The 19,101-nt window shown below is 70.6% G+C and carries 14 protein-coding genes and 2 pseudogenes; 9 read left to right on the forward strand and 7 right to left on the reverse strand.

Going from position 1 to position 19,101, the window contains the following annotated elements:
* Positions 1-317 precede the first annotated feature (317 nt).
* From RVR_RS31580 to RVR_RS31595, 4 genes are all read left to right on the forward strand, one after another.
* On the forward strand, positions 318-1,625 hold the full coding sequence (locus tag RVR_RS31580; RefSeq protein ID WP_202237301.1) for an ABC transporter substrate-binding protein: 1,308 nt from the start codon (positions 318-320) through the stop codon (positions 1,623-1,625).
* 101 nt (positions 1,626-1,726) lie between these two features.
* A complete protein-coding gene (locus RVR_RS31585; RefSeq protein ID WP_202239470.1) occupies positions 1,727-2,656 on the forward strand; it encodes a carbohydrate ABC transporter permease in 930 nt (309 codons plus the stop codon).
* A complete protein-coding gene (locus tag RVR_RS31590; RefSeq protein ID WP_202237302.1) occupies positions 2,653-3,543 on the forward strand; it encodes a carbohydrate ABC transporter permease in 891 nt (296 codons plus the stop codon). Before RVR_RS31585 ends, RVR_RS31590 begins: the two co-directional genes overlap by 4 nt.
* Positions 3,544-3,548: 5 nt before the next feature.
* Complete coding sequence (locus RVR_RS31595; RefSeq protein WP_202237303.1) at positions 3,549-4,205, forward strand: DUF624 domain-containing protein; 657 nt, start codon at positions 3,549-3,551, stop codon at positions 4,203-4,205.
* A gap of 136 nt (positions 4,206-4,341) precedes the next feature.
* Here RVR_RS31595 and RVR_RS31600 read toward each other — a convergent pair whose 3' ends face one another.
* The 3 genes from RVR_RS31600 to RVR_RS31610 form a co-directional block, all read right to left on the reverse strand.
* On the reverse strand, positions 4,342-6,621 hold the full coding sequence (locus RVR_RS31600; protein WP_202237304.1) for a rhamnogalacturonan lyase family protein: 2,280 nt from the start codon (positions 6,619-6,621) through the stop codon (positions 4,342-4,344).
* Between the two features lie 668 nt (positions 6,622-7,289).
* Positions 7,290-7,556 carry a hypothetical protein gene (locus tag RVR_RS31605; protein WP_202237305.1) on the reverse strand — a complete coding sequence of 89 codons (267 nt, stop codon included), beginning with the start codon at positions 7,554-7,556 and terminating at the stop codon, positions 7,290-7,292.
* A 73-nt stretch (positions 7,557-7,629) separates the two neighbouring features.
* Positions 7,630-8,715, reverse strand: a complete 1,086-nt coding sequence (locus RVR_RS31610; RefSeq protein WP_202237306.1) for a hypothetical protein — start codon at positions 8,713-8,715, stop codon at positions 7,630-7,632.
* A 911-nt stretch (positions 8,716-9,626) separates the two neighbouring features.
* On the opposite strand from RVR_RS31610, the gene RVR_RS31615 reads away from it, so the two are divergent.
* Both RVR_RS31615 and RVR_RS31620 read left to right on the forward strand, forming a co-directional pair.
* The gene (locus RVR_RS31615; RefSeq protein ID WP_202237307.1) at positions 9,627-9,869 is read left to right on the forward strand and encodes a hypothetical protein; all 243 of its coding nucleotides are present in this window, start codon (positions 9,627-9,629) and stop codon (positions 9,867-9,869) included.
* Positions 9,870-9,958: 89 nt separating this feature from the next.
* Positions 9,959-10,105 (forward strand): annotated as a pseudogene (locus tag RVR_RS31620) (alpha/beta fold hydrolase); the annotation flags it as partial.
* Between the two features lie 465 nt (positions 10,106-10,570).
* On the opposite strand, the gene RVR_RS31625 reads toward RVR_RS31620, so the two are convergent.
* Entirely contained in the window at positions 10,571-11,833 is a 1,263-nt protein-coding gene (locus tag RVR_RS31625) for a S53 family peptidase (RefSeq protein WP_237405074.1), read from the reverse strand.
* 35 nt (positions 11,834-11,868) lie between these two features.
* Positions 11,869-14,181 (reverse strand): hypothetical protein, encoded by a 2,313-nt coding sequence (locus RVR_RS31630; protein WP_202237308.1) that lies wholly within the window; start codon positions 14,179-14,181, stop codon positions 11,869-11,871.
* Between the two features lie 235 nt (positions 14,182-14,416).
* Here RVR_RS31630 and RVR_RS31635 point away from each other — a divergent pair, with 235 nt between their 5' ends.
* Together RVR_RS31635 and RVR_RS31640 are read left to right on the forward strand one after the other, a co-directional pair.
* Positions 14,417-15,106, forward strand: coding sequence for a response regulator transcription factor (locus tag RVR_RS31635; protein WP_202237309.1), 690 nt, complete (start codon positions 14,417-14,419; stop codon positions 15,104-15,106).
* A gap of 819 nt (positions 15,107-15,925) precedes the next feature.
* Complete coding sequence (locus RVR_RS31640) at positions 15,926-16,927, forward strand: S1 family peptidase (RefSeq protein WP_430393253.1); 1,002 nt, start codon at positions 15,926-15,928, stop codon at positions 16,925-16,927.
* 265 nt (positions 16,928-17,192) lie between these two features.
* Here RVR_RS31640 and RVR_RS38090 read toward each other — a convergent pair.
* Positions 17,193-17,396: pseudogene (locus RVR_RS38090) on the reverse strand (IS110 family transposase); the annotation flags it as partial.
* Between the two features lie 660 nt (positions 17,397-18,056).
* Positions 18,057-18,530: a DUF4396 domain-containing protein gene (locus tag RVR_RS31645; protein WP_202237310.1), complete on the reverse strand. Its 474-nt coding sequence runs from the start codon at positions 18,528-18,530 to the stop codon at positions 18,057-18,059.
* Between the two features lie 274 nt (positions 18,531-18,804).
* On the opposite strand from RVR_RS31645, the gene RVR_RS31650 reads away from it, so the two are divergent.
* Positions 18,805-19,008: a hypothetical protein gene (locus tag RVR_RS31650; protein ID WP_202237311.1), complete on the forward strand. Its 204-nt coding sequence runs from the start codon at positions 18,805-18,807 to the stop codon at positions 19,006-19,008.
* The last annotated feature ends 93 nt before the right edge of the window (positions 19,009-19,101 follow it).

A 19,101-nucleotide genomic window follows, 5' to 3' on the forward strand; every position in this document is an offset into this window, starting at 1 on the left:
TCGCGGCCCGGGCCTGCGGCAGTCGGCGGGTCGGCGCCCAGCCAGCCGGAGACATCGACCAGGGCGCTGAAGACCGTCCACCCCGCCGAGGCGTTCGGCATGGACGGCGAGATGCACGGCGGTGGCACGGCGACCCGGCTGTGCTCAGTGCCGTGCTCGGCGCCGTGCTCGGCGCCGTGGACAACAGCCGCTGGTACGAACGCGGACTGCTGCACCCTCTCCACGACTTCGATGAAGTCCCCCCCCGCATCCGGACCGGGCCACACCGCCATCCGCATCGGCCGTCACAGGCGTGCGCTTCCCGCAGGAGAGTTCCGATGAGACTGCGTCACACAGCCGCCCCGCGCCCTGCCCATCCGCTGCGGACCCTCGCCGTGGCCACGACTTTGGCCTGCGCTCTGCCCCTGACCGCCTGCGGTTCGGGCTCAGGCTCCTCCGACGGCAAGGTCAAGCTGAGCTTCTCGTGGTGGGGGGACGCCTCCCGGGCCAAGGCGACGGAGGCAGCCGTCGCCGCCTTCGAGAAGGTCCACCCGAACATCGAGGTCGGCACCCAGTACGCCACGTTCGCCGCCTACAACCAGAAGCTGGCCACCCAGATCGCCGGCGGTGGTGCCTCCGACGTGATCCAGATCGACTGGGGCAACCAGAGCCAGTACGCCCAGAGCCACACCCTGCTCGACCTGTCGTCCGGGCCCGGCAAGGTCGACGTCTCCGGCCTCGACCCGAAGTTCGCCGCCAGCGGCAAGGAGGGCTCCGACCAGGTCGCCGTCCCGTTCGGCCAGACCGCCCAGAGCATCGTGGTGGACGAGACCAGGCTGGACGCGCTCGGCGTGCCGGTCCCGAAGGCCGGCTGGACCTGGGAGGACTTGCAGACGTTCGCGCAGCAGGTGCACGCCAGGTCCGGGGGGAAGACCGCCGGCATCACCGATCCCGGCTCCACCTGGCCCGCCTTCCAGTCCTGGCTGCTTCAGCGCGGCAAGCCGCTGTACACCGCAGACGGCGCTTTCGGGTTCACGAAGGATGACCTCGCCGGCTTCTGGACCTTCTGTACCCAACTGCGCAAGTCCGGGGCGGCGACCGCGGCCAACCTCACCGAGACGGTCGTCTCCGGCCCGGCCGAGGACCCGCTGGCCAAGGGCGCCGCGGCCGCCGAGTGGGATTACGACAGCATCTACACCAGCCATGTCGCGGCCAACAAGGACAAGTTGGTGCTCGTTCCGCTGCCCACCGTGAACGGCAGGACAGGCATGTACGCGAAACCGTCGATGCTGCTGTCGGTCTACGCCCGCTCCAAGCACCCCAAGGAGGCGGCGGAACTCGTGAGTTTCCTGGTGACCGACTCCCGTGCGGCCACCGCCCTCGGCAGCAGTCGCGGCCTGTTCCCCGACCTGGTGGTGCGCCAGCAGCAGGGGGCGAGCGCGACGGGGGCCGACAAGGTGGTGGCGGACTACGAGGCGGCCGCCGACTCGCTGCTCAGCGCCACCCCCTCGGCTCCTCCGAAGGGAGACGCCCAGCTGATCACCCTGATGCAACGGGTCTACGACGAGGTCAGCTTCGGTCGGCAGAGCCCGCAGGACGCATCGGCCTCCTTCATGCAGCAGGCCGGACAGATCCTCGAGCAGTGAACGCCTGACGGCTCCCGCCCCCGCGCGCACCCCGGCGAAGGACGAAGCACGAAGGAGGCAGTCCGGTGAGCTCGACGGCCAGGTTCGACGGACCGGGGGCGATGACCCCGGCGAGCAGACGACGCAGACCCGCTCGTCCCGGCGGGGTCGCCGACCGCACCGCCGGATACGTCTTCCTGCTGCCCTGGTTCGCCGGGTTGGCGATCTTCACGGTCGGCCCGCTCGTCTACTCCCTGTACCTGTCGTTCACCCGGTACGACCTGCTGGACGCGCCGAAGTGGATCGGGCTGGCCAACTACCGGCGGATGTTCACCTCCGACCCCCGCTACTTCCACGCGGTGCGCGTCACGCTGGAGTACGTGGTGGTGGTGACTCCGGTCAAGCTCGGGCTGGGCCTGGCGGTGGCACTGCTGCTCAACCGCAGACGACGCGGCGTCGGCCTCTACCGCTCGCTCTTCTACCTGCCCTCGCTGCTCGGCACGAGCGTGGCGGTGGCCCTGGTGTGGCGCTCGTTGTTCGCCCAGGGCGGCGCGGCCTCCGACGGCCTGTCTTCGCTCGGCCTCCCCGGGACCGACTTCGTCAACGATCCCTCGTGGTCGCTGCCGACCATCATCCTGCTGTCCTGCTGGCAGTTCGGCGCACCCATGGTGATCTTCCTGGCCGGGCTGAAACAGATCCCCTCCGAGCTGTACGACGCCGCCGCCGTCGACGGGGCGGGCTTCCGGCAACGGTTCCTGCACGTGACCCTGCCGCTGCTGTCACCGGTGATCTTCTTCAACGTGCTGCTGGAGACGATCAACTCCTTCCAGGCCTTCACCCCGGCGTTCATCATCAGCGGCGGCACCGGCGGACCGGCGGACTCCACGCTCTTCTACACGCTCTACCTGTACCAGTCCGGCTTCAACGACTTCCGGTTCGGCTACGCGTCGGCCATGGCCTGGGTGCTGATCGCGGCGGTGGCGGTCATCACCGCGCTGATGTTCCGCCTCTCCCGGCTCTGGGTCTTCTACGGGGACGGAGGAAACCGATGAGCGAGCCCACCCCGAGGGCGGCCCCGGCGCCCGCCGCGTTCGCACCGCCCTCCGGGAGGCGGACACGGACGGTTCTGTGGCACCTGCTGGTGGCAGCCGTCCTCGTCGTCGTGCTCTACCCGGTGATCTGGATGCTGGGCACGTCGTTCAAGCCCGCTACCGAGATCGTCACCTCCGACCGTCCCTGGCCGCTGCACTGGACCTCGCACAACTTCCCGGACGGCTGGCACGCCGACCCGGGGGTGACGTTCGGCCGGTTCTTCGCCAACTCGCTGACCGTCTCGGCCCTGGCAGTGGCCGGCACGCTGGTGTCGTGCTCCCTGGCCGCCTACGCCTTCAGCCGGCTGGAGTTCCGCGGGCGCTCGGTGATGTTCGCCGCCATGGTGGCGACGATACTGCTGCCGTACCACGTGCTGATCGTCCCGCAGTACGCGATCTTCAAGAAGCTCGGCTGGATCAACACCGACCTGCCGCTCGTCGCCCCGAAGTTCCTGGCCACCGAGGCGTTCTTCATCTTCCTCATGGTGCAGTTCATGCGGGGCATCCCCCGGGAGATCGACGAGGCCGCCCGGCTCGACGGCTGCGGTCCGTACCGGACCTTCCTCTTCGTCGTGCTGCCGTTGACCCGGCCCGCACTGATCACCAGTGCGATCTTCAGCTTCCTGTGGACGTGGAACGACTTCTTCACACAGCTCGTGTACCTCAACGACACGGACAAGTTCACCGTGCCCATCGGCCTGTCGCTCTTCGTCGACCAGACGGGCATGACCTCCTACGGGCCCATGATGGCCATGTCGGTCCTGGCGCTCCTGCCGGTCTTCCTGTTCTTCCTCGCCTTCCAGCGGCTCCTGGTGGACGGCGCGACATCCAGCGGACTGAAGGGCTGAGCCCGATGACCTCATCTCGCGCATCCCTGCGCGGCCGGCCGGCCGCCGGCGGCGGCGACGGGCCCGTGCTCAGCGCCGAGCGCAGCGAACACCTGCGCACGGCGGCGGAGACCATGGCGGTCGGCGTCCTGTTCCTGGTGTTCGCGCTGCCCCTGGTCACGATCGGCGCGGCGTGGTGCGCGGCGGCCGAGATCGTCGCGGGCTGGCACGAGGGACGTGAGGCGCCGCTGCTACGGACCTTCGCGCGGGTGGTACGCCGGGACCTGTGGACCGGTGCCGCACTGGAGGCCGTCGTGTCGGCCGTGCTGGGCGCCACCTGGCTGGAGGCGCACGCGGTGCTCCGCTCGCGGATGCCGGGGCGCCCGGCGGAGGCGGTCGCGCTGGTCCTGGTGGCGGCGGCGGTCGTGGCGTTCGCCCTGCTGGCGGCCGGCTGCCGGGCCGCCGGGGGGAACTCCTGGCCGCAGGCGGTGCGCACGGCTGCGGACCTCGCGCGGTCCGTTCCGGCGACGGTGCCCCTGATCGTCACCGCCGTCGCGTGCGTCGTCGCGCTGGTCGCGGCCATCCCGGCCTTCGCCGGCTTCATGGCAGGTCCACTGGCCTACGCGGTGTCCGCGACCGTCGTCCGTGCCGCACGGCTGCGGACCCGGGAGGCCGGCCGATGACGTCCGCCACGGCCGCCGGGCTTCGGCTCGGCTGCCGCACCGCATCGCATCGCATCGCACCGCATCGCATCGGCTCGGCTCGTGGCCGGCCGCCCCGCCTCGGTTGCGGCGGGACGGCCGGTGGTCGGCGCGGCGGTCAGGGGGTGTGGACGGTGGGGCGGGGCGGGGTCGGCATGCCGTTGCCGATGAAGAAGCCGGGGTGCGGCGGCTGGTTGTAGGCGGTGTTCTGCCAGGCGACGGCCTCGCGGTACTGGGTGTCGTGCATCAGCGTGGTGATCCGCAGGGTGGTGGGGTCGGGGGTGGCGTAGATGCGCAGGGCGCGGTTGTCGGTGGTGGGCCAGACGACTTCCTCGCGCCAGTCGCCGAACAGGTCGGCGGACAGGGACGGGGTGGCCTTGGTGGTGTTGTTCGAGTGGACGCCCGAGGCGGTGAGCAGTCGGCTGTCGGCGCTGGTGCCGTACTTGTCGATGTGGGTGTCGTCGAGGAGTTCGCGCACCGGGTCCCCGTCCCACCACACCACGAAGTTGGCCGAGCCCGGCTTGCGGCCGATGTTCTGGCCGAGGGTGTTGTACGGGCCACTGACGCCGGCGGACCAGGATTCCGCCCCGGGGCTGCCCGCGTAGACGTCGTCGGAGACGCCTCGGCCGTTGTCGCACGCGCAGTCCGGCTGGTGCCACAGGATCTGGCCGGTGCGGGCGTCGGCGAACCAGGCGGAGAGCTTGCCGGTGTCCTCGTCCACCTTGAACTCCTCCAGCCCGGGGCGTGACGGGTCGAGATCGCCGACGTGCATGGCGTCACCGTGCCCCTCACCGGTGTTCCACAGGGCGTGGCCGTTGTCGTCCACGGCCATGGCGCCGTAGACGATCTCGTCCTTGCCGTCCTTGTCCACGTCGGCGACCGCGAGCTGGTGGTCGCCCTGGCCGGCGTAGGAGCTGTTTCCGGAGTCGTTGGTGTCGAAGCGCCAGCGCTCCGTCAGTTTGCCGTCACGCCAGTCCCACGCGGCGATGACGGTGCGCGTGTAGTAGCCCCGGGCCATGATGATCGAGGGGCGCGAGCCGTCCAGGTAGGCGGTGCCGGCCAGGAAGCGGTCCACGCGGTTGCCGTAGGTGTCGCCCCAGGACGAGACGGTGCCCCGTGGCGGGTCGTAGTTCACGGTCTGCATCGCCGCGCCGGTCTGCCCGTTGAAGACGGTCAGGTACTCCGGGCCGGACAGGATGTAGCCCGAGGAGTTGCGGTAGTCCGCGCTCGCGTTCCCGATGACCTTGCCGACGCCGTCCGTCGTGCCGTCGGCGGTCTTCATGGCGACCTCGGCCTTGCCGTCGCCGTCGTAGTCGTAGACCTGGAACTGCGTGTAATGAGCCCCTGAGCGGATGTTGCGGCCCAGATCGATCCGCCACAGCCGGGTGCCGTCGATCCGGTAGGCGTCGATGTAGGTGTCACCGGTGTAGCCGGCCTGCGAGTTGTCCTTGGCGTTGGTCGGATTCCACTTGAGCACGAACTCGTAGCTTCCGTCGCCGTCCAGGTCGCCCACGCTGGCGTCGTTGGCCTCGTAGGTGTACGAGACCCCGTCCGGTGTCGTGCCGCCGGCCGGCGGCCTGATCGGCACGTCGTGGTAGCCGTTCGCGAAGGACACGGACGGCGGTGAGGCGGTCTGCTCCACGCCGTCGACCACGGCGCGCACCGTGTAGACGGCGTCGGCGGGAGCTCCGGCGTCCGTGAAGTCCGTGGCGCCGGTCAGCGGTGAGGAGTTCACCTTCGTTGTGCCGCGGTAGACGTTGAACGCGATGTCGTCCGGGTCGGTGGCGAGCCAGCGCCACGAAACGAGGTTTCCGCTGCCGCTGCGTACCGAGACGACCCCGCGGTCGAGCTTTTCCACCTGCCGTCCCTGGCCGGCCGGGGGCGTTCCGGTCCCGCCGGTGTTCCCGCCGGTGTCCCCGCCGGCCGCGGCGCCGGAGTCGGAGCCCCCGCTGGTCGAGACGCCGCCGGTGCAGACCGTTCCGTTGAAGGTGAACGACGGGGGTACGGTGGGGCTCCCGGAGCCGGGCACGGAGCCGTTGAAACCGAAGTCCACCGAACCGCCCGTGGGGACGGCGCCGTTGTAGCTCAGACTGCCCGCGGTCACCTGGGTGCTGTTCAACGTCACGTCGGCGTTCCACGCCTGGGTCACTGTCTCGCCCGCGGCGAACGACCACCGCAGCGTCCAACTCGACACGGCGTTGCCGAGATTGGTGACCTTCACGCTCGCACCGAAGCCGCCCGTCCAGGTGCTGGTGACGGAGTAGTCGACCGTACAGCCGGCCGACGCCGCACCGGCCTGCTGCTGTACCGCCCAGGTCGCGCCGACCGCGACCAGGCCGCCGGCGGCGAGCCCTGCCGCCGTCCGCAGAGCTCGGTTCCTGGGATGTCCTCTTCTCATACCGGTCCTCCAGAGGTGGGGGAGAAGACCTCATGGGAGCGCTCCCATAGTTGTGTCGGGCCATCAAGCCAGAGCGAGGTGGCGTCGTCAAGGCGCGGATCCCGGTTGGCCGAAAGCGGCCCGGAGCGCGGGGCCTGGGGGAAGCGGACAACGGTGCACCGCGCGAGAGGGGTCGCGCATGGCGCTCGGAACGGCCCGAACCGAGGCGATTTCCCCCGGCCGCGGTCCGCCGTGGGTCCCCAGTCGGTCCCCAGGCCGCGGACGGGCCGTCAGGTGGGAACGGTTGCCGACCACGCGGAAGGGCCCGCTGACCTGGAGAAACTCCAGTCCAAACGGGCCCTTCGTGCACGGTCAGGGCGACAGGATTTGAACCTGCGACCCCCTGGCCCCCAGTTTTATTGGAGCAGGCGATATTCATACCAATAGGTATGAAAATTCAGTGCGCTTCGTGTGGATACGCGAGTATCGCTCATTGTCGAGCGTGGCGTGTGGTCCCCGATCGGTCCCCAGAAATCTCGTCCGACGCTGCAGAGGGCGTCGGTTCCTCGCGGTGTGTTGCTTGTCGAAACCGCACATCTGCCCTGCGGCTTTGCAGATGACCAGGGCGGTCGACAGATCGGGCCGGGTCCGTCCTTGCAGGCGGACGAGGCCCGATCAGTCACGCCGGATCAGGCTTTCGCCACCTGCAATCCGAGTGTGCCGTACACAAGGCCGGTCGGCACGATCAGCACCGTGTAGGACCCCGCCGGCAAGGCCGACATCGTGTACAGCGATCCACTGCTTCCACAGCCGCGGCTTCCGCTCTTGAGTTGGGTGCCTGTCTGGTCGTAGAGGTAGAAGTACACCGACGTGGAGTCGCAGGTGCCGCCGGTGATCGTCGAGGAGCCCGTCAGCGCCACGTTCTGCGCGGTGGAGTTCGTGAAGCCGATCGACACGGCCTGCGCGGAGCTCGAAGAGAGTGGCAGCGTGCTGACGGGGGGTCAACAAGCAGTCCGTGGCCGGATGCCGTTATCGGACACCGTCGGCGGGCACCAGAGCCTGGCCGAAGTCGGCACGCGCCTGGTCAAGGACCGAGTGTCCAGGGCCGCCGGGACCGAGCCATGCGGCCAGATCCGGTGCCTCGACGAGCGTGCGCTCGGCAGTGACGTGGGTGACGGTCCACCCTGAGAGATCAGTGACCCGGTCCAGGTGCTCGTCGGTGAGCAGTTGCATGCAGTGCACGTCCGGGACGAACCGGCTCCACAGGTCCGCGTGCATGCGCAGTGCATAGGCGGGGATCTCCTCCCGCAGTGGCGGCAGGGCCCGGGTGCGTGCGTCCCAGCCGTACGCCCGGTGTGGCGTCGGCGCAACGAACGCGTAGTCCGCGTAATCCGCTTCGGCCAGAATCGCCGCGCGGGCCCGATCGGCCTGAACCACCAGGGAGGCGGACACGTCATGGGTCTGATAGATCGCCTGGCCGTCAGAGCCGACCTCAGCCATTGCCGCCCGCGACGCGCGCGCGTCCGCGTACAGAACCGCGCCGGACGAAGCCACATGCAGGGCGGACGCCAGGTGCGCCGCCACCTCCCCGGTGGCGTCGAGCTGACTCATCCCGGAACTTCCGACGTAGGCGTCCCCTCCGGCCTCAGCCGCCCAGCGCACCGCCCGCTCGGCCCAGCCCGCCGCCCCGGCTCGCCCCAGCGCGGACAACGCGCCCAGCGCGATGTACGCCGTCATCATCGGATCAGGCGAATCCCAGGCCGGCAGACGGACGGTCTCCGTGGCCCGCAGCTCACCCGACAGTCCGCCCGCCCGAACACGGCCGCCGAACGCCTCCAGCCACGTCTCCAGCGCCTCCTGACTGTCCATCGACCCCAGCCTCACTGAGAAACCCGCGAGGCTTGCTGTCAGCAAGGACCCCCAGATGGAGTCTGGCAACGCCTCGTTGGCCACGTCATTGGCGGTGTCCACCGCCTGACGCACCACGTCGGCAACCGCGGCCGCACCGCCACCGTCATCCGGAACGAACTCCACCCGGACTTCGTCGAAGCCTTGAGCCTCCAACTGCAGCAGAATGCCGTCGAGATCGACACGGACGCCGTCACGGTTCGCCATACCGCCAGAGTACGGCGAAGGCCCGCGACATGAGCCGAAGTCCGGGGCAGGCGCATCACCTTGGCGGGCACGGCGCTGTCGGCGTTCGAGAACGCCGACAGCGCCCAGCGCTCTGACGGCGGGCGATACCGGCGCAGCAAAGCCGGGCGAAACCCTCGTCGGTCAGCGCATCGGGATCCACGGTGGCCAACGGGTCTCACCTGCGCCCGCGACTGTCATGTACACCAGATCCCGAGCGCGTGGTCGGCAGATACCGAACGCCTTGCGGATCGGAGGAGGGAGCGGCGCCCAAGCGGCCTGTTGATCTGCCTGACTGAGCCTGGGCGGCCGTTGACGCCCTGGTAGAAGTCCGCGGGCGAACTGCTGTAGCCGGACAGGTCCAGGACGAGGCCGTGGTGCGGCGTCGTGGGGATCTGCTCGGTGCGCGGGCGGTCCCAGTCCAGGGCCGGCTGGCGAGTTCGTCGGCCGGCACGCCCACCTCGTGCAGGACGCGGAGGGCCGTCGTACGGCGGCCGGTGTCGGTCGGCCCGGTGAGTACCAGGATGTCGTGCTGGGCCATGGAGCGGTTCAACAGCCGTATTGCACGGGCGACGTGGGCCTCCCCGGCCGGTGTGGTCGGCTCTCCCTGGGCGTAGTCCGATGCGACGAGGCGTACTTCGTCCTGATCGAACTCGACGACACTCAGGTACTCCCAGCCGCGGACGTAGCGGCGATGGTGTTCCTCGTGGTTTCCGGCCACCTGCTTGACGATGGAGTTGCCGGACGCATGCGCTTCCTGCCGTACCCGCTCCTCGGCGGGCTCGGACGCGCTCATGACCGCCTCGGCTTGATAACGGTCTGGTCCCGTCCGACCTGCGTGATCTGTGACCTGCCCTTGGCTTCCGCCTTCTGGCGGACCACGGACGGTTGCGGTGCGGACCCAGGTCCTCGTCGCGCCACTGCTTCACGTAGGCGAGCAACTCCTGTGCCGCCGCAGGGTCCTCGTCCGCTGCATCCTGCAGTCGGACAGCCTATGCGGAGCAGAGGTTGTCGACGCGACCCGCCCGCTCATCCTCCGATACGGCGATGAGGGCACCCGCGCCGAGCTGAAACGCCTGGTCAAGCGCAACGTCCACACCGAGGCCGAGACCGGCAGCATCACCAGGAAGCAGTAGCCGACGAACACGGTGACCAGGGGCCCTTTCCCAGCCTCATCCCGAAAGGGACATCACACCGCGAACCACCCTCTGAGAACGAAGGCGCTCAGCGCGGGCACCTGATCGTGCCCATTCTCGGCGACTCCAGCCGCCACGGCTCCATCCCGGACATGGCGGCCTCCATCAGCCCGTGGGCCGACAACGCGACCGGAGCCGTCGTGCCCGACACCGGACACTTCATCCCCGACGAGTAGCCCGGGCTCGTCGCCGGCGCCATCCCCGGTTCGTCCTCGACGGCGACTGACCTGGCGCCGTCACGCGCGGTCCTGAGCCTGTTCCGCCGAAGACCAGCACCTGTTCGCCCGGAGACCAGCGCCTGCTCAGCCGAAGAAGGGACGAGCTCACGGGGCCGGGCCGCACGGATCACGTCGCCGATCACCCGCGAGGTCGATGTCGCACCCGGGCGCCGGGCGAGCCCGTGTCCCGTTCTCCGATCGCCAGGGCTCCCCTGAGTCCGCCCAGGGCGTCCCGGATCGCGTCGGCTACGGGGGCGTGCCCGGGGGCCGCGCGGAGCCCGTGCCCGCCAGGCTGCCGGCAAGGCAGGCGAGGTGGGCAGGGATTTCGAGAAGCGGCTTGGCGCGGGGACGGTACGCGGACCGGCGCCCTGAAGGGGGCCGGCCCGCGCATGTCACCGGCGCCACTTCAGGGCGCACCGGTGCTCACAAGGCGCTCAGCCCGTTCGGTGTGCCGTTGCCGGTGGGACCGTCATACCCTTCGACCCCCGTGCACAGGTAGTCCCCGGCGCAGTTGCCGTTGGAGCCGCCGACCACGTCGTTGAGGCCGGAGGCCGCGCCGGCGGAGTAGAGCCGGGAGGCGTCGGGGAAGGCCGAGGGGTTCCCGGCCAGGGCGATCAGTCCCGCGATGAACGGCGAGGACGCGCTGGTGCCGCCCACCACGGCCCACCCCGTCCGCGGCCCGGTGGTGTTGTACACCGCGAGCCCGGTCTGCGGGTCGGCGACCGCGGAGACGTCCGCGATCGTACGGCCCGGGCAGTCGGTGTCCTGCTGCCACGCCGGCTTGGCGAACCAGGCGGAACACCCGCTGCCCGCCCCGGCCCAGGCGGTCTCCTGCCAGCCGCGGTCGTTGTCGGCCGGGGTCAGTGAGGTGCCGCCCGCCGCGACGACGCCGGGGTAGGCCGCCGGGACCGACGGTACGCCGTATCCGGCGTCGCCGGAGGACGCCACCACGGCCACCCCCGGGTGGCTGTAGTCCTGGGCGAGGACGTCGTCCCCGTTGTGCTCGGTGACGCCGTAGCTGTTGGACACCTCGGTCGCGCCCAGCGCGGCGGCGGAGTCCACGGACTGCGCCAGGTCCTGCTCAAGGGGCTCGTCGGCCTCGACCAGCAGAATGTGGCACTGCGGGCAGGCCGCGGACACCATGTCCAGGTCGAGGGCCTCCTCCTCGGCCCAGCCGGAGGCCCCCGCCGACACCGGCAGCGGGCTCGCCGCGCCGCTCTGGTTCACCTTGCGGAAACAGCCGTTGTCGGTGGTACAGGCGGGCAGCCCGTAGGTGGCGCGGTAGACGGCGAGGTCGGCCTCGGCGGTGGGGTCGTCGTAGGCGTCGACCAGGGCGACGGTCTGGTCGGCGCCGCCGGTGGTGGGCAGGTCGTATGCGGAACGCAGGTCCGCCGGGCCGTAGCCCGCGGGGAGGGGCGCGTCGGCGGCTCCCGCGGCCCTGGGACCGCGTACGCCCAGGCCGCCGTGGACGTCGGTGCGGATCTCCGCCAGGCAGCGGGCCTGCCCGGCCGGCGCCGGTCCGCAGGCGTTCTCGACGTCGGCCGGCAGGGTGGTGGGCACGGTGCCGGCGGCCGGGGCGGGCGTGGCCGCCTGGGCGGCGCCCGCCGCGGGTATCGCCAGGGCGAGCGGCAGTAAAACGGTCGCGGCGGTCCGCAGGGTACGGACCAGGCGGGTGCTGGTGGTCATCCCGGGATCGGTCTCCTTGTCCGGTGGGGCGGCGGTCATGACGTGATGCCGGCGACGGTGTAGGCGTGCATGACCGTCTGGCTGAGGGTGTTGCCGTCGGCGTCCGCGGCGGTCACCCGGATCGAGGGGTTGGTGCCCCGGGCGCCGACCGGGTTGGTCCAGTGGGCCTGGTAGTGGCCGGCGGAGCCGGTGACGGAGGCCTTCTGCCAGGTCTGGCCGTCGTTGAAGGAGACCTGCACGGTGGCGGAGGTGATTGCGGCCCGCGAACCGGCGCCCTGGTAGGTCACGTGGCCGATCTCCACGCCCATGCGCTGTTCGGTGCGGTGGCTGGTGCCGGTGCCGTCGGTGGCCAGGTCGTAGTGCGCGGTGAGCAGCGGCAGGACCAGGCAGGGCGTGCTGTCGGACTGGCCCGCGCAGGACAGGGTGTCCGGCAGCAGGGAGTCGGTGTCGGCCGCCGAGGGCAGGCCGAAGGTCAGCTCGGTGCGGCTGCTGGTGGACTGGCTGACGGAGGTTTCCGCGCTGGAGTCCTGGTCGGCGACCAGGTCGTAGCGGGCGCCGGGCGTGTCCTGGCCCTCGGCGTACACGCCGGGGCTGTCCTCGCTGTCCACCAGGGTGCCATCACGGGAGAGACTGGCCTGGTACCCGGGGGAGGCGTCGGCATAGACGCTGGGGCCGCCGGCGTGGCCCGGATCGCTGTCGTTCGTCTCCAGGAAGGCCAGCAGGTCGCCGTCCGCGACGCATGCCTCACAGATCCCGGCCGGGATCGTGTCCGGGTACTGGCCGAGCCCCAGGGTCACCGGTCCGCGCGCCCAGTCCACCGAGTAGTTGTGTCCGGCCTGCACGGTGCGCTCGCCTATGAAGACGAGGTCACCGGTGAACGACTCCTGGAGCCAGTCCCCTCCGTTGAAGGTGCTCAGGTAGTCCGTGAGGCGGGCGGGCATGGTCTGGGTCGCCATCGCCGACCACATGCCGGGTGTGTCCGAGGCGAGTTCGCCGCTGGTCACCTGGCCGTCCGCGGGGCTGGCCGGGTCGCGGTCGTAGCGTTCCGCCACGGCGGCGAGCTGCCCGGTGGTGACGTGGATCTGCTGATCGGCCGGGACGTCGGCGGTGCCGGCCGAGTCGAGGTCGTAGCGGTAGCCGCCGGCGGCGTCGGGCGCGTGGCCTGACCACTGCTCGTTGTAGCTGACCGCGCCGACGGCGGCCGCCGGCTGGGCGTTGACGTAGACCGGAGTGCCGTCGGTGGTGGTCGTCCAAACGGTCGGGGCGTACTCGACCGGTGTCTGCCCGGTGGCGTCGGTCCGGGCCCAGTTGGCGCTGACGAAGTCGGCGTCGGCCGGGCGGGGGGTGTCGGCGGTCACCGACGCCGTGGCCGTGCGCGCGTCCATGTCCTCGGTGGTGGCGCCGGACACGGTGAAGTCGGTGATGGTGACCAGGGACTGCGCGGTGACGTCACCCGCCGCGTCGTACGTCGGCACCGGTATGGCGGCGCTGTAGTGGCCGTCGGGAACAGCCACCTTCTCGACGCCGTCGACGACCGGGAGCACAGCCGCGAACACGGTCGCGTCGTCGGTGTCGGTCAGCAGCACCGTGCCGGTGGCCCCGGCGCCGGAGCGGTCCTCGACGTCCAGGGTGAGGATGTCGAGTTTGTAGCCGTTCGACGTGCCGCTTTGGAGACCGTCCGCGGCGGTGCCCGCCGACGCGCCCGTGTCGGCCGCGCCGGTCCTGCCGACCGAGGCCACCCCCTGGAACAGCGGTGTGGTGCCGGGCTTGCGTCCTGCTGTGACGTCGGCGCCGATGCGCTGTTTCAGCAGCCGCGCCAGTTGCCGGCCCGAGGCGGCGGTGGCGTAGCCGCGCGCAGAGGCGCCCCGTCCCGCCGTCCCGCCGGCGGGTGCCGGGGTGGTGGAGGTCAGCGTCAGTCCGGTCGGGGCGGTCGGCTGCGTACCGGCTTTGAAGGACACGGTCACCGGTACTCGGTCGGCGGCCGAGGGGTCCTTCATCAGCGCGGTGACGTCGAACAGGGACAGGGCCAACTGCCGTCCGGCGTACGGCTCGGCGGACGCCGGGATGACGTACCGGTCGCCGGAGGCGTCCTGGAATGAGGTGAAAGCGCCCGCGCCGGCGGCATGCGAGGCCGGACGCACGGCCAGGACGTCCTGGCCGGACGCGGTGGTGGTGACGGCGACCCGGTCACCGGTCACCAGGGTGACGTCCTGGGTGCGGGTGCCGGTCGCGGCGGGCGAGGTGTCGGGGGCGGCGGCTGCGGTGCCAGCGCTCGCCACCGCGGCCGAGGCGGCCAGTCCCAGCGCGAGGGCGCCGCCCAGAAAACCGGTCAGGGCCCGGTTCCGCACTCGGTGTAAAGGGGTTGTGTTTTCCGGTTCCGCCCACCTGATGGGCCATGCATCCATACGCACTCACGTCTCCTTTGCCGAGGCGAATATCCGCAGGCAGCATGACGCAAAGGGTTCGGCCCGGAATAGTTTTATGACCAAGCTGTCACCTTGTAACTGCCTCCGGTCGATGTGCTGTGGCAGCCTCGGGCGGCACGACTGCCGCCCGGCAACCGACCACTCAGGAGCCACCCCGGTGTACCGCCTTCTCCTCGTCAAGGCCGACGCGGCCTGCGACGATTCGCTCGAACCCGTACTGCGCGCCATGGGACACCGGGTGACCCCGGTCGACCGGGACGCGGAAGTGCTGGACCGGCTGCGCGACCTGCGCGACGCAGTGGACCTGATCGTCCTCGACATTGCGTCACCGCATTCCGGCACCTTTGAGACATGCCGTCGAATTCAGGCCGAAAATCCTGTGCCATTGGTCATTCTCGCGGCCCAGGGCAACCCGAACGACGTTGTAACCGGTTTGAACAACGGCGCCGCCGACTATCTCGTGAAACCGGTGGGCGCGCGGGTCCTCGAAGCGCGGCTGCGGGCAGTTCTGCGTCGGTCGGGCCTGCGTCACCGTTCCCCGGAACGGGCGCTCGACCTCGGTCCGCTGAGTGTCGACATCGCGACGCTCACCGCCGTCCGGGACGGCGTGACGGCCCGCCTCACCCCGATCGAGGTGCGGCTCCTGATCGAACTCGCCGCCCGCCGGGGCCGGGTGGTGCCCCGGCGGACCCTGCTGGAGCGGGTCTGGGGCCACCGGCACACCCAGGGCGACATGCGGTTGGTCGACACCTGCGTGTCGCGGCTGCGCCGCAAGATCGAACCGGACCCCTCGGCCCCGGCCCTGCTGCTCACGGTGCGCGGCGTCGGCTACCGCCTGAGCTACTGAACTCGCGGGGTGATGCCGGGGCGTCAGCCCGGCGGTGACCCCTCGGCGGTGCGGCGGGGACTTCGGCGGACGCCGTCAGGCAGCGCCTACCCGGTGGCGGTCTGTCCAGCGACTGGCTCTGTTCCGTAGTCGGTGGTGACGGTGGGTCTGGTGCACGAACGGGCTGCTGCGGCAGTACTTCCCCAAGGGCACCGACCTGTCCGTCCACAACCCCGCCTCCCGTGCCGCACACGGGCCGGCCGCCGCGCGCGTCGCGCCGTGGCCGACCCGCACCCGCACCCGCACCCGCACCCGCACCCGCACGGCGGCCGTATTCCCGGACCGCCGGCCTCGGGCAGGACGTCCGCCCCGGGGCCGCAGCGAAGCGGGAGGGCCGCGCCCGGCCCCCGAGCCCCCGGCCTCTGAACTCCCGCCGGCGGAACGGCCGTCGGCCGTGCGTGCGGCCGCCCGGCCCGGCCCGGCCACCCCACGGTGCTGCGCCCGGGGGCGCAGCCAGGTCGGCTGCTCCACGGCAGCGTGCCGCCCGCCCCCGCGGGGCCTGTGCGGAGCCCCTCCCGGCGGAAAAGGCAAGCTGACTACTCGTCAACTTGCATGTGGCAGAGGAACGTTGTGCCGACCGGACGCGGACCGCGGGCCGGCGGAGTCTCTTACTGAGAAACTCTTGTGTGTTTCCTGTGAAGTATGAATACTCCGTTGGGTACCCGTCAGCAGCACGCCGTGTCCGTTAACCGGCGCGGACTTGGCGGTGTACGGACGAGTGAGTCCATTCTGCTTCCCCCCACACAGGAGGAACGAGTGAAGTCCACCCGACGCATACAGATGATCGCGGTCGCCTCAGGGATGCTCGCCGCGACGGCCTTCGCGCTCCCGTCGGCGACCGCCGCACCCGCCCCCAAGGCAACCCCCGCCGCGGCCGAGGCCATCGCCGCGCACCTCGGCGCGCACAGCACCGCGGGTACGTACTACGACAGCGCACGCGGGACCACGGTCGTCAACGTCAGCACCCAGGCCGCGGCCGACGCCGTCCGCGCCGCGGGCGCCACCCCCCGGCTCGTCGCGCACAGCTCCGCCGAACTGGCCCAGGCGGGCGAGGCGGCCCGGAAGGCCGACATCGCGGGCACCGCATGGTCGGTGGACCCGCGGTCCGACACTCTGGTGGTCAACGTCGACAGCCGGGTGACGGAGAGCCAGGTGGCCCAGCTGCGCCGGTCCACCGCGGGCTACGGCGACGCCGTCCAGGTCACCCGGGTCGCCGGCACGTTCAACAAGCTGATCTCCGGCGGCGACGCGGTCCTCACCACCTCGTGGCGCTGCTCGGTCGGCTTCAACGTCCGCAGCGGCAGCACGTACTACTTCCTGACCGCCGGCCACTGCACCGAGGGACTGCCGGCGTACTACACCTCCGGGAGCGTGTACATCGGCCCGACCGTCGGCACGAGCTTCCCCGGCAACGACTACGGCATCGTTCGCTACGACTCGACCGTCGCCCACGACGGGACGGTCGGCTCCCAGGACATCACCACCGCGGCGAACGCCTACGTCGGAGAGTCCGTCACGCGGCGCGGCTCGACCACCGGCATCCACACCGGCACCGTCCAGGCGCTCAACGCGACCGTCAACTACGGCGGGGGCGACGTCGTCTCCGGTCTGATCAAGACCAACGTCTGCGCCGAGCCCGGCGACAGCGGCGGCTCCCTCTACGACAAGACCGCGGCGATCGGCCTCACGTCGGGCGGAAGCGGCAACTGCACCTCCGGCGGCACGACGTACTTCCAGCCGGTGACGGAGGCCCTCAGCGCCTACGGGGTCAGCGTCTTCTGATCCTGCGCCCCCCGCGGCCGTCCGGACACCGGCCCCGACGGGACTGGGCGGCCGTGGTGACGTGTCCCGGTGCCCCCGTGCGCAGCCCGCGCACCGGGGGCACCGGCACGCGGGGAGCGGGCCGGAGACGGCCGCGGGGACCGTGCGCGACTCGGGCAGGAAGACCGGCAGGGCGAACGCGCAAGACCGTCAAACGCCCGAGACCCTCAAGGCCATCGGCAAGCCCGGAAGATCCTGGTAGATAAAGAACTTCCCAATGACGATGTCAAGCCGCTGCCGTGACGGTTGGTAGGACCTCGTAGCACGCTCCGTCGCGGATCATGGCCCACAAGACGTTGGCTCGCCGACGGGCCAGAGCGAGCAGGGCCTGCTTGTGCCCCTTCCCCTCGTTGCGTTTGCGTCCGTAGTAAGCCTGGGAGGCGGAGCAGGTTCTCAGGCTGGCCATCGCGGAAACGCACGGCGCCGACAGCGCCGGGTGAGTTCGGAGTCTCCGTGCGCCGAGCGTCCGCAGTGCCCCCGCGGACTCCAGCCGCACGGCGATGGCGCTACGTCGTGGTCTTCGCGGTGGGGAGCTTGGCCAGCGGTGATTGGTGGCCCGCCGGGGTGGCGCGGACGGCTGCCCAGTCGATCCGGGGGGAGCGCAGCACGCGGTCGAGGTCGTGAAGTCGAAGCCGAGCACCCGGTATCCGTGCTCGGTGAGGCCCTCCGCCAAGGGAAGGCTCGGCTCCTTGCTGTCGCCCCTGCCTCCGCCGTGCATGAGGACGACGCACTCCGGCTCGACTTCTCCGTGATCCGGTGCGACGTCGAAGTAGCTGAGCCGTTCCCCGTCCCATTCGTGAGCCGATCTGACGATCATGGGCATTTGCGTCCTGAAGTGAGTGCAGCTACCAGGAAGACGCCTCCCAGCGCTCGTCGCCTCCAGCCGTATCGTGCACATGAGCTTCCGAGATGTCTTCAAGGCACATCAGCGAAGCGGGGTGTCGCCTGCGGATTGACAGGTTCTCGATACACACGGTCAGGGCCACCCTCGCTTCCCACGAGAACTGGCGACAGTCGAATATGCGAGCCCACCAGTACCGAGGCCGTGATCCCGCCGTCCGCGCTGCCGGCGACCGCGCCCGGGGCTGCGTCAGTGGTGCGCGTGAACGACAGCGTGTCCCTTGCCGCGCCCGATCATCCACTTGTTGGCCGGCGTCGTGACCAGGAAGGCGACGGCGAACCCGCCGAGCAGGGCGTACCAGAACAGCCCCTCGGACAGGTGGGCGTCCAGGGCGCCGGGGGTGAGGGCGATGACGAGGTTGTCGACCAGTTCCATGATGGCGATGGAGACGGTGTCGGCGGCCAGCGCGACGCGGATGGCGGCCTTCCAGCTCAGGCCGGCCCTGCGCACGGCATACAGGGTGAAGGAGTAGCCGAACAGGAACGCCAGCGCGATCGCCAGGACCATGGTCGGGGCGTTCCCCCACAGCAGCGCGGTCCCGACGGCCATGCCGAGGATCTCGCCGATCGCGCAGCCGGTCAGGCAGTGCAGCGTAGCCTTGGCGGCCGTCGCCCAGGAGGCACCGGCCTCCCTCGGGTCGGCGCGGTCGGCGGTGCGGTCCATGATGACGTCTGCCTCCCGTGTCCAGTGTGGGTCCCATGCAGTGGTCAGCCATCCGCTACAGACCAGAATGCACCCTAGGGGGCATTGTGTGCGGTTTGGTCGTTCGGGAGGACGTGGCCGGGCAAGGGCTGGCCTCGTCGGAGCGCGCTACAGCCCGGAGACGGAGCGGTAGCGCCTACTTCGCCGCACCTCGGGCGGGTCCGGCCGAGTACGACGCGCTGGCCGCGCTCGCCAGCGACTGCCCGACCCGACCATCGACCACATCCTGCCGATCATGGCCATGGGCTGCGCCATCTGGTGGTGCATCGACCTCAGCACTCCCGAAGGCATGATGAGGGGGTGGGACCCCAACCGCGGCTGCGAACGCCATTACCTCTTCCCGGAGAAGTTCACGCTCGCCGAATGGCTCACCGACTGGCTGGCGGGCCACCGCACCTTCCCCTCCCCGCAGGAGACGCCGGAGTGCCCCCACTGCTGACAGCCCACCGCGAAGCGGACCACCCGCCGGAGGCATGACATGACCGCCTGCGGTGTCCAGGCGCTTACCCAGACCGGAATCCGAACGGCGGGG

Origin of the sequence: Streptomyces sp. SN-593, from assembly GCF_016756395.1 — a bacterium.
Taxonomy (GTDB): Bacteria; Actinomycetota; Actinomycetes; order Streptomycetales; family Streptomycetaceae; genus Actinacidiphila; species Actinacidiphila reveromycinica.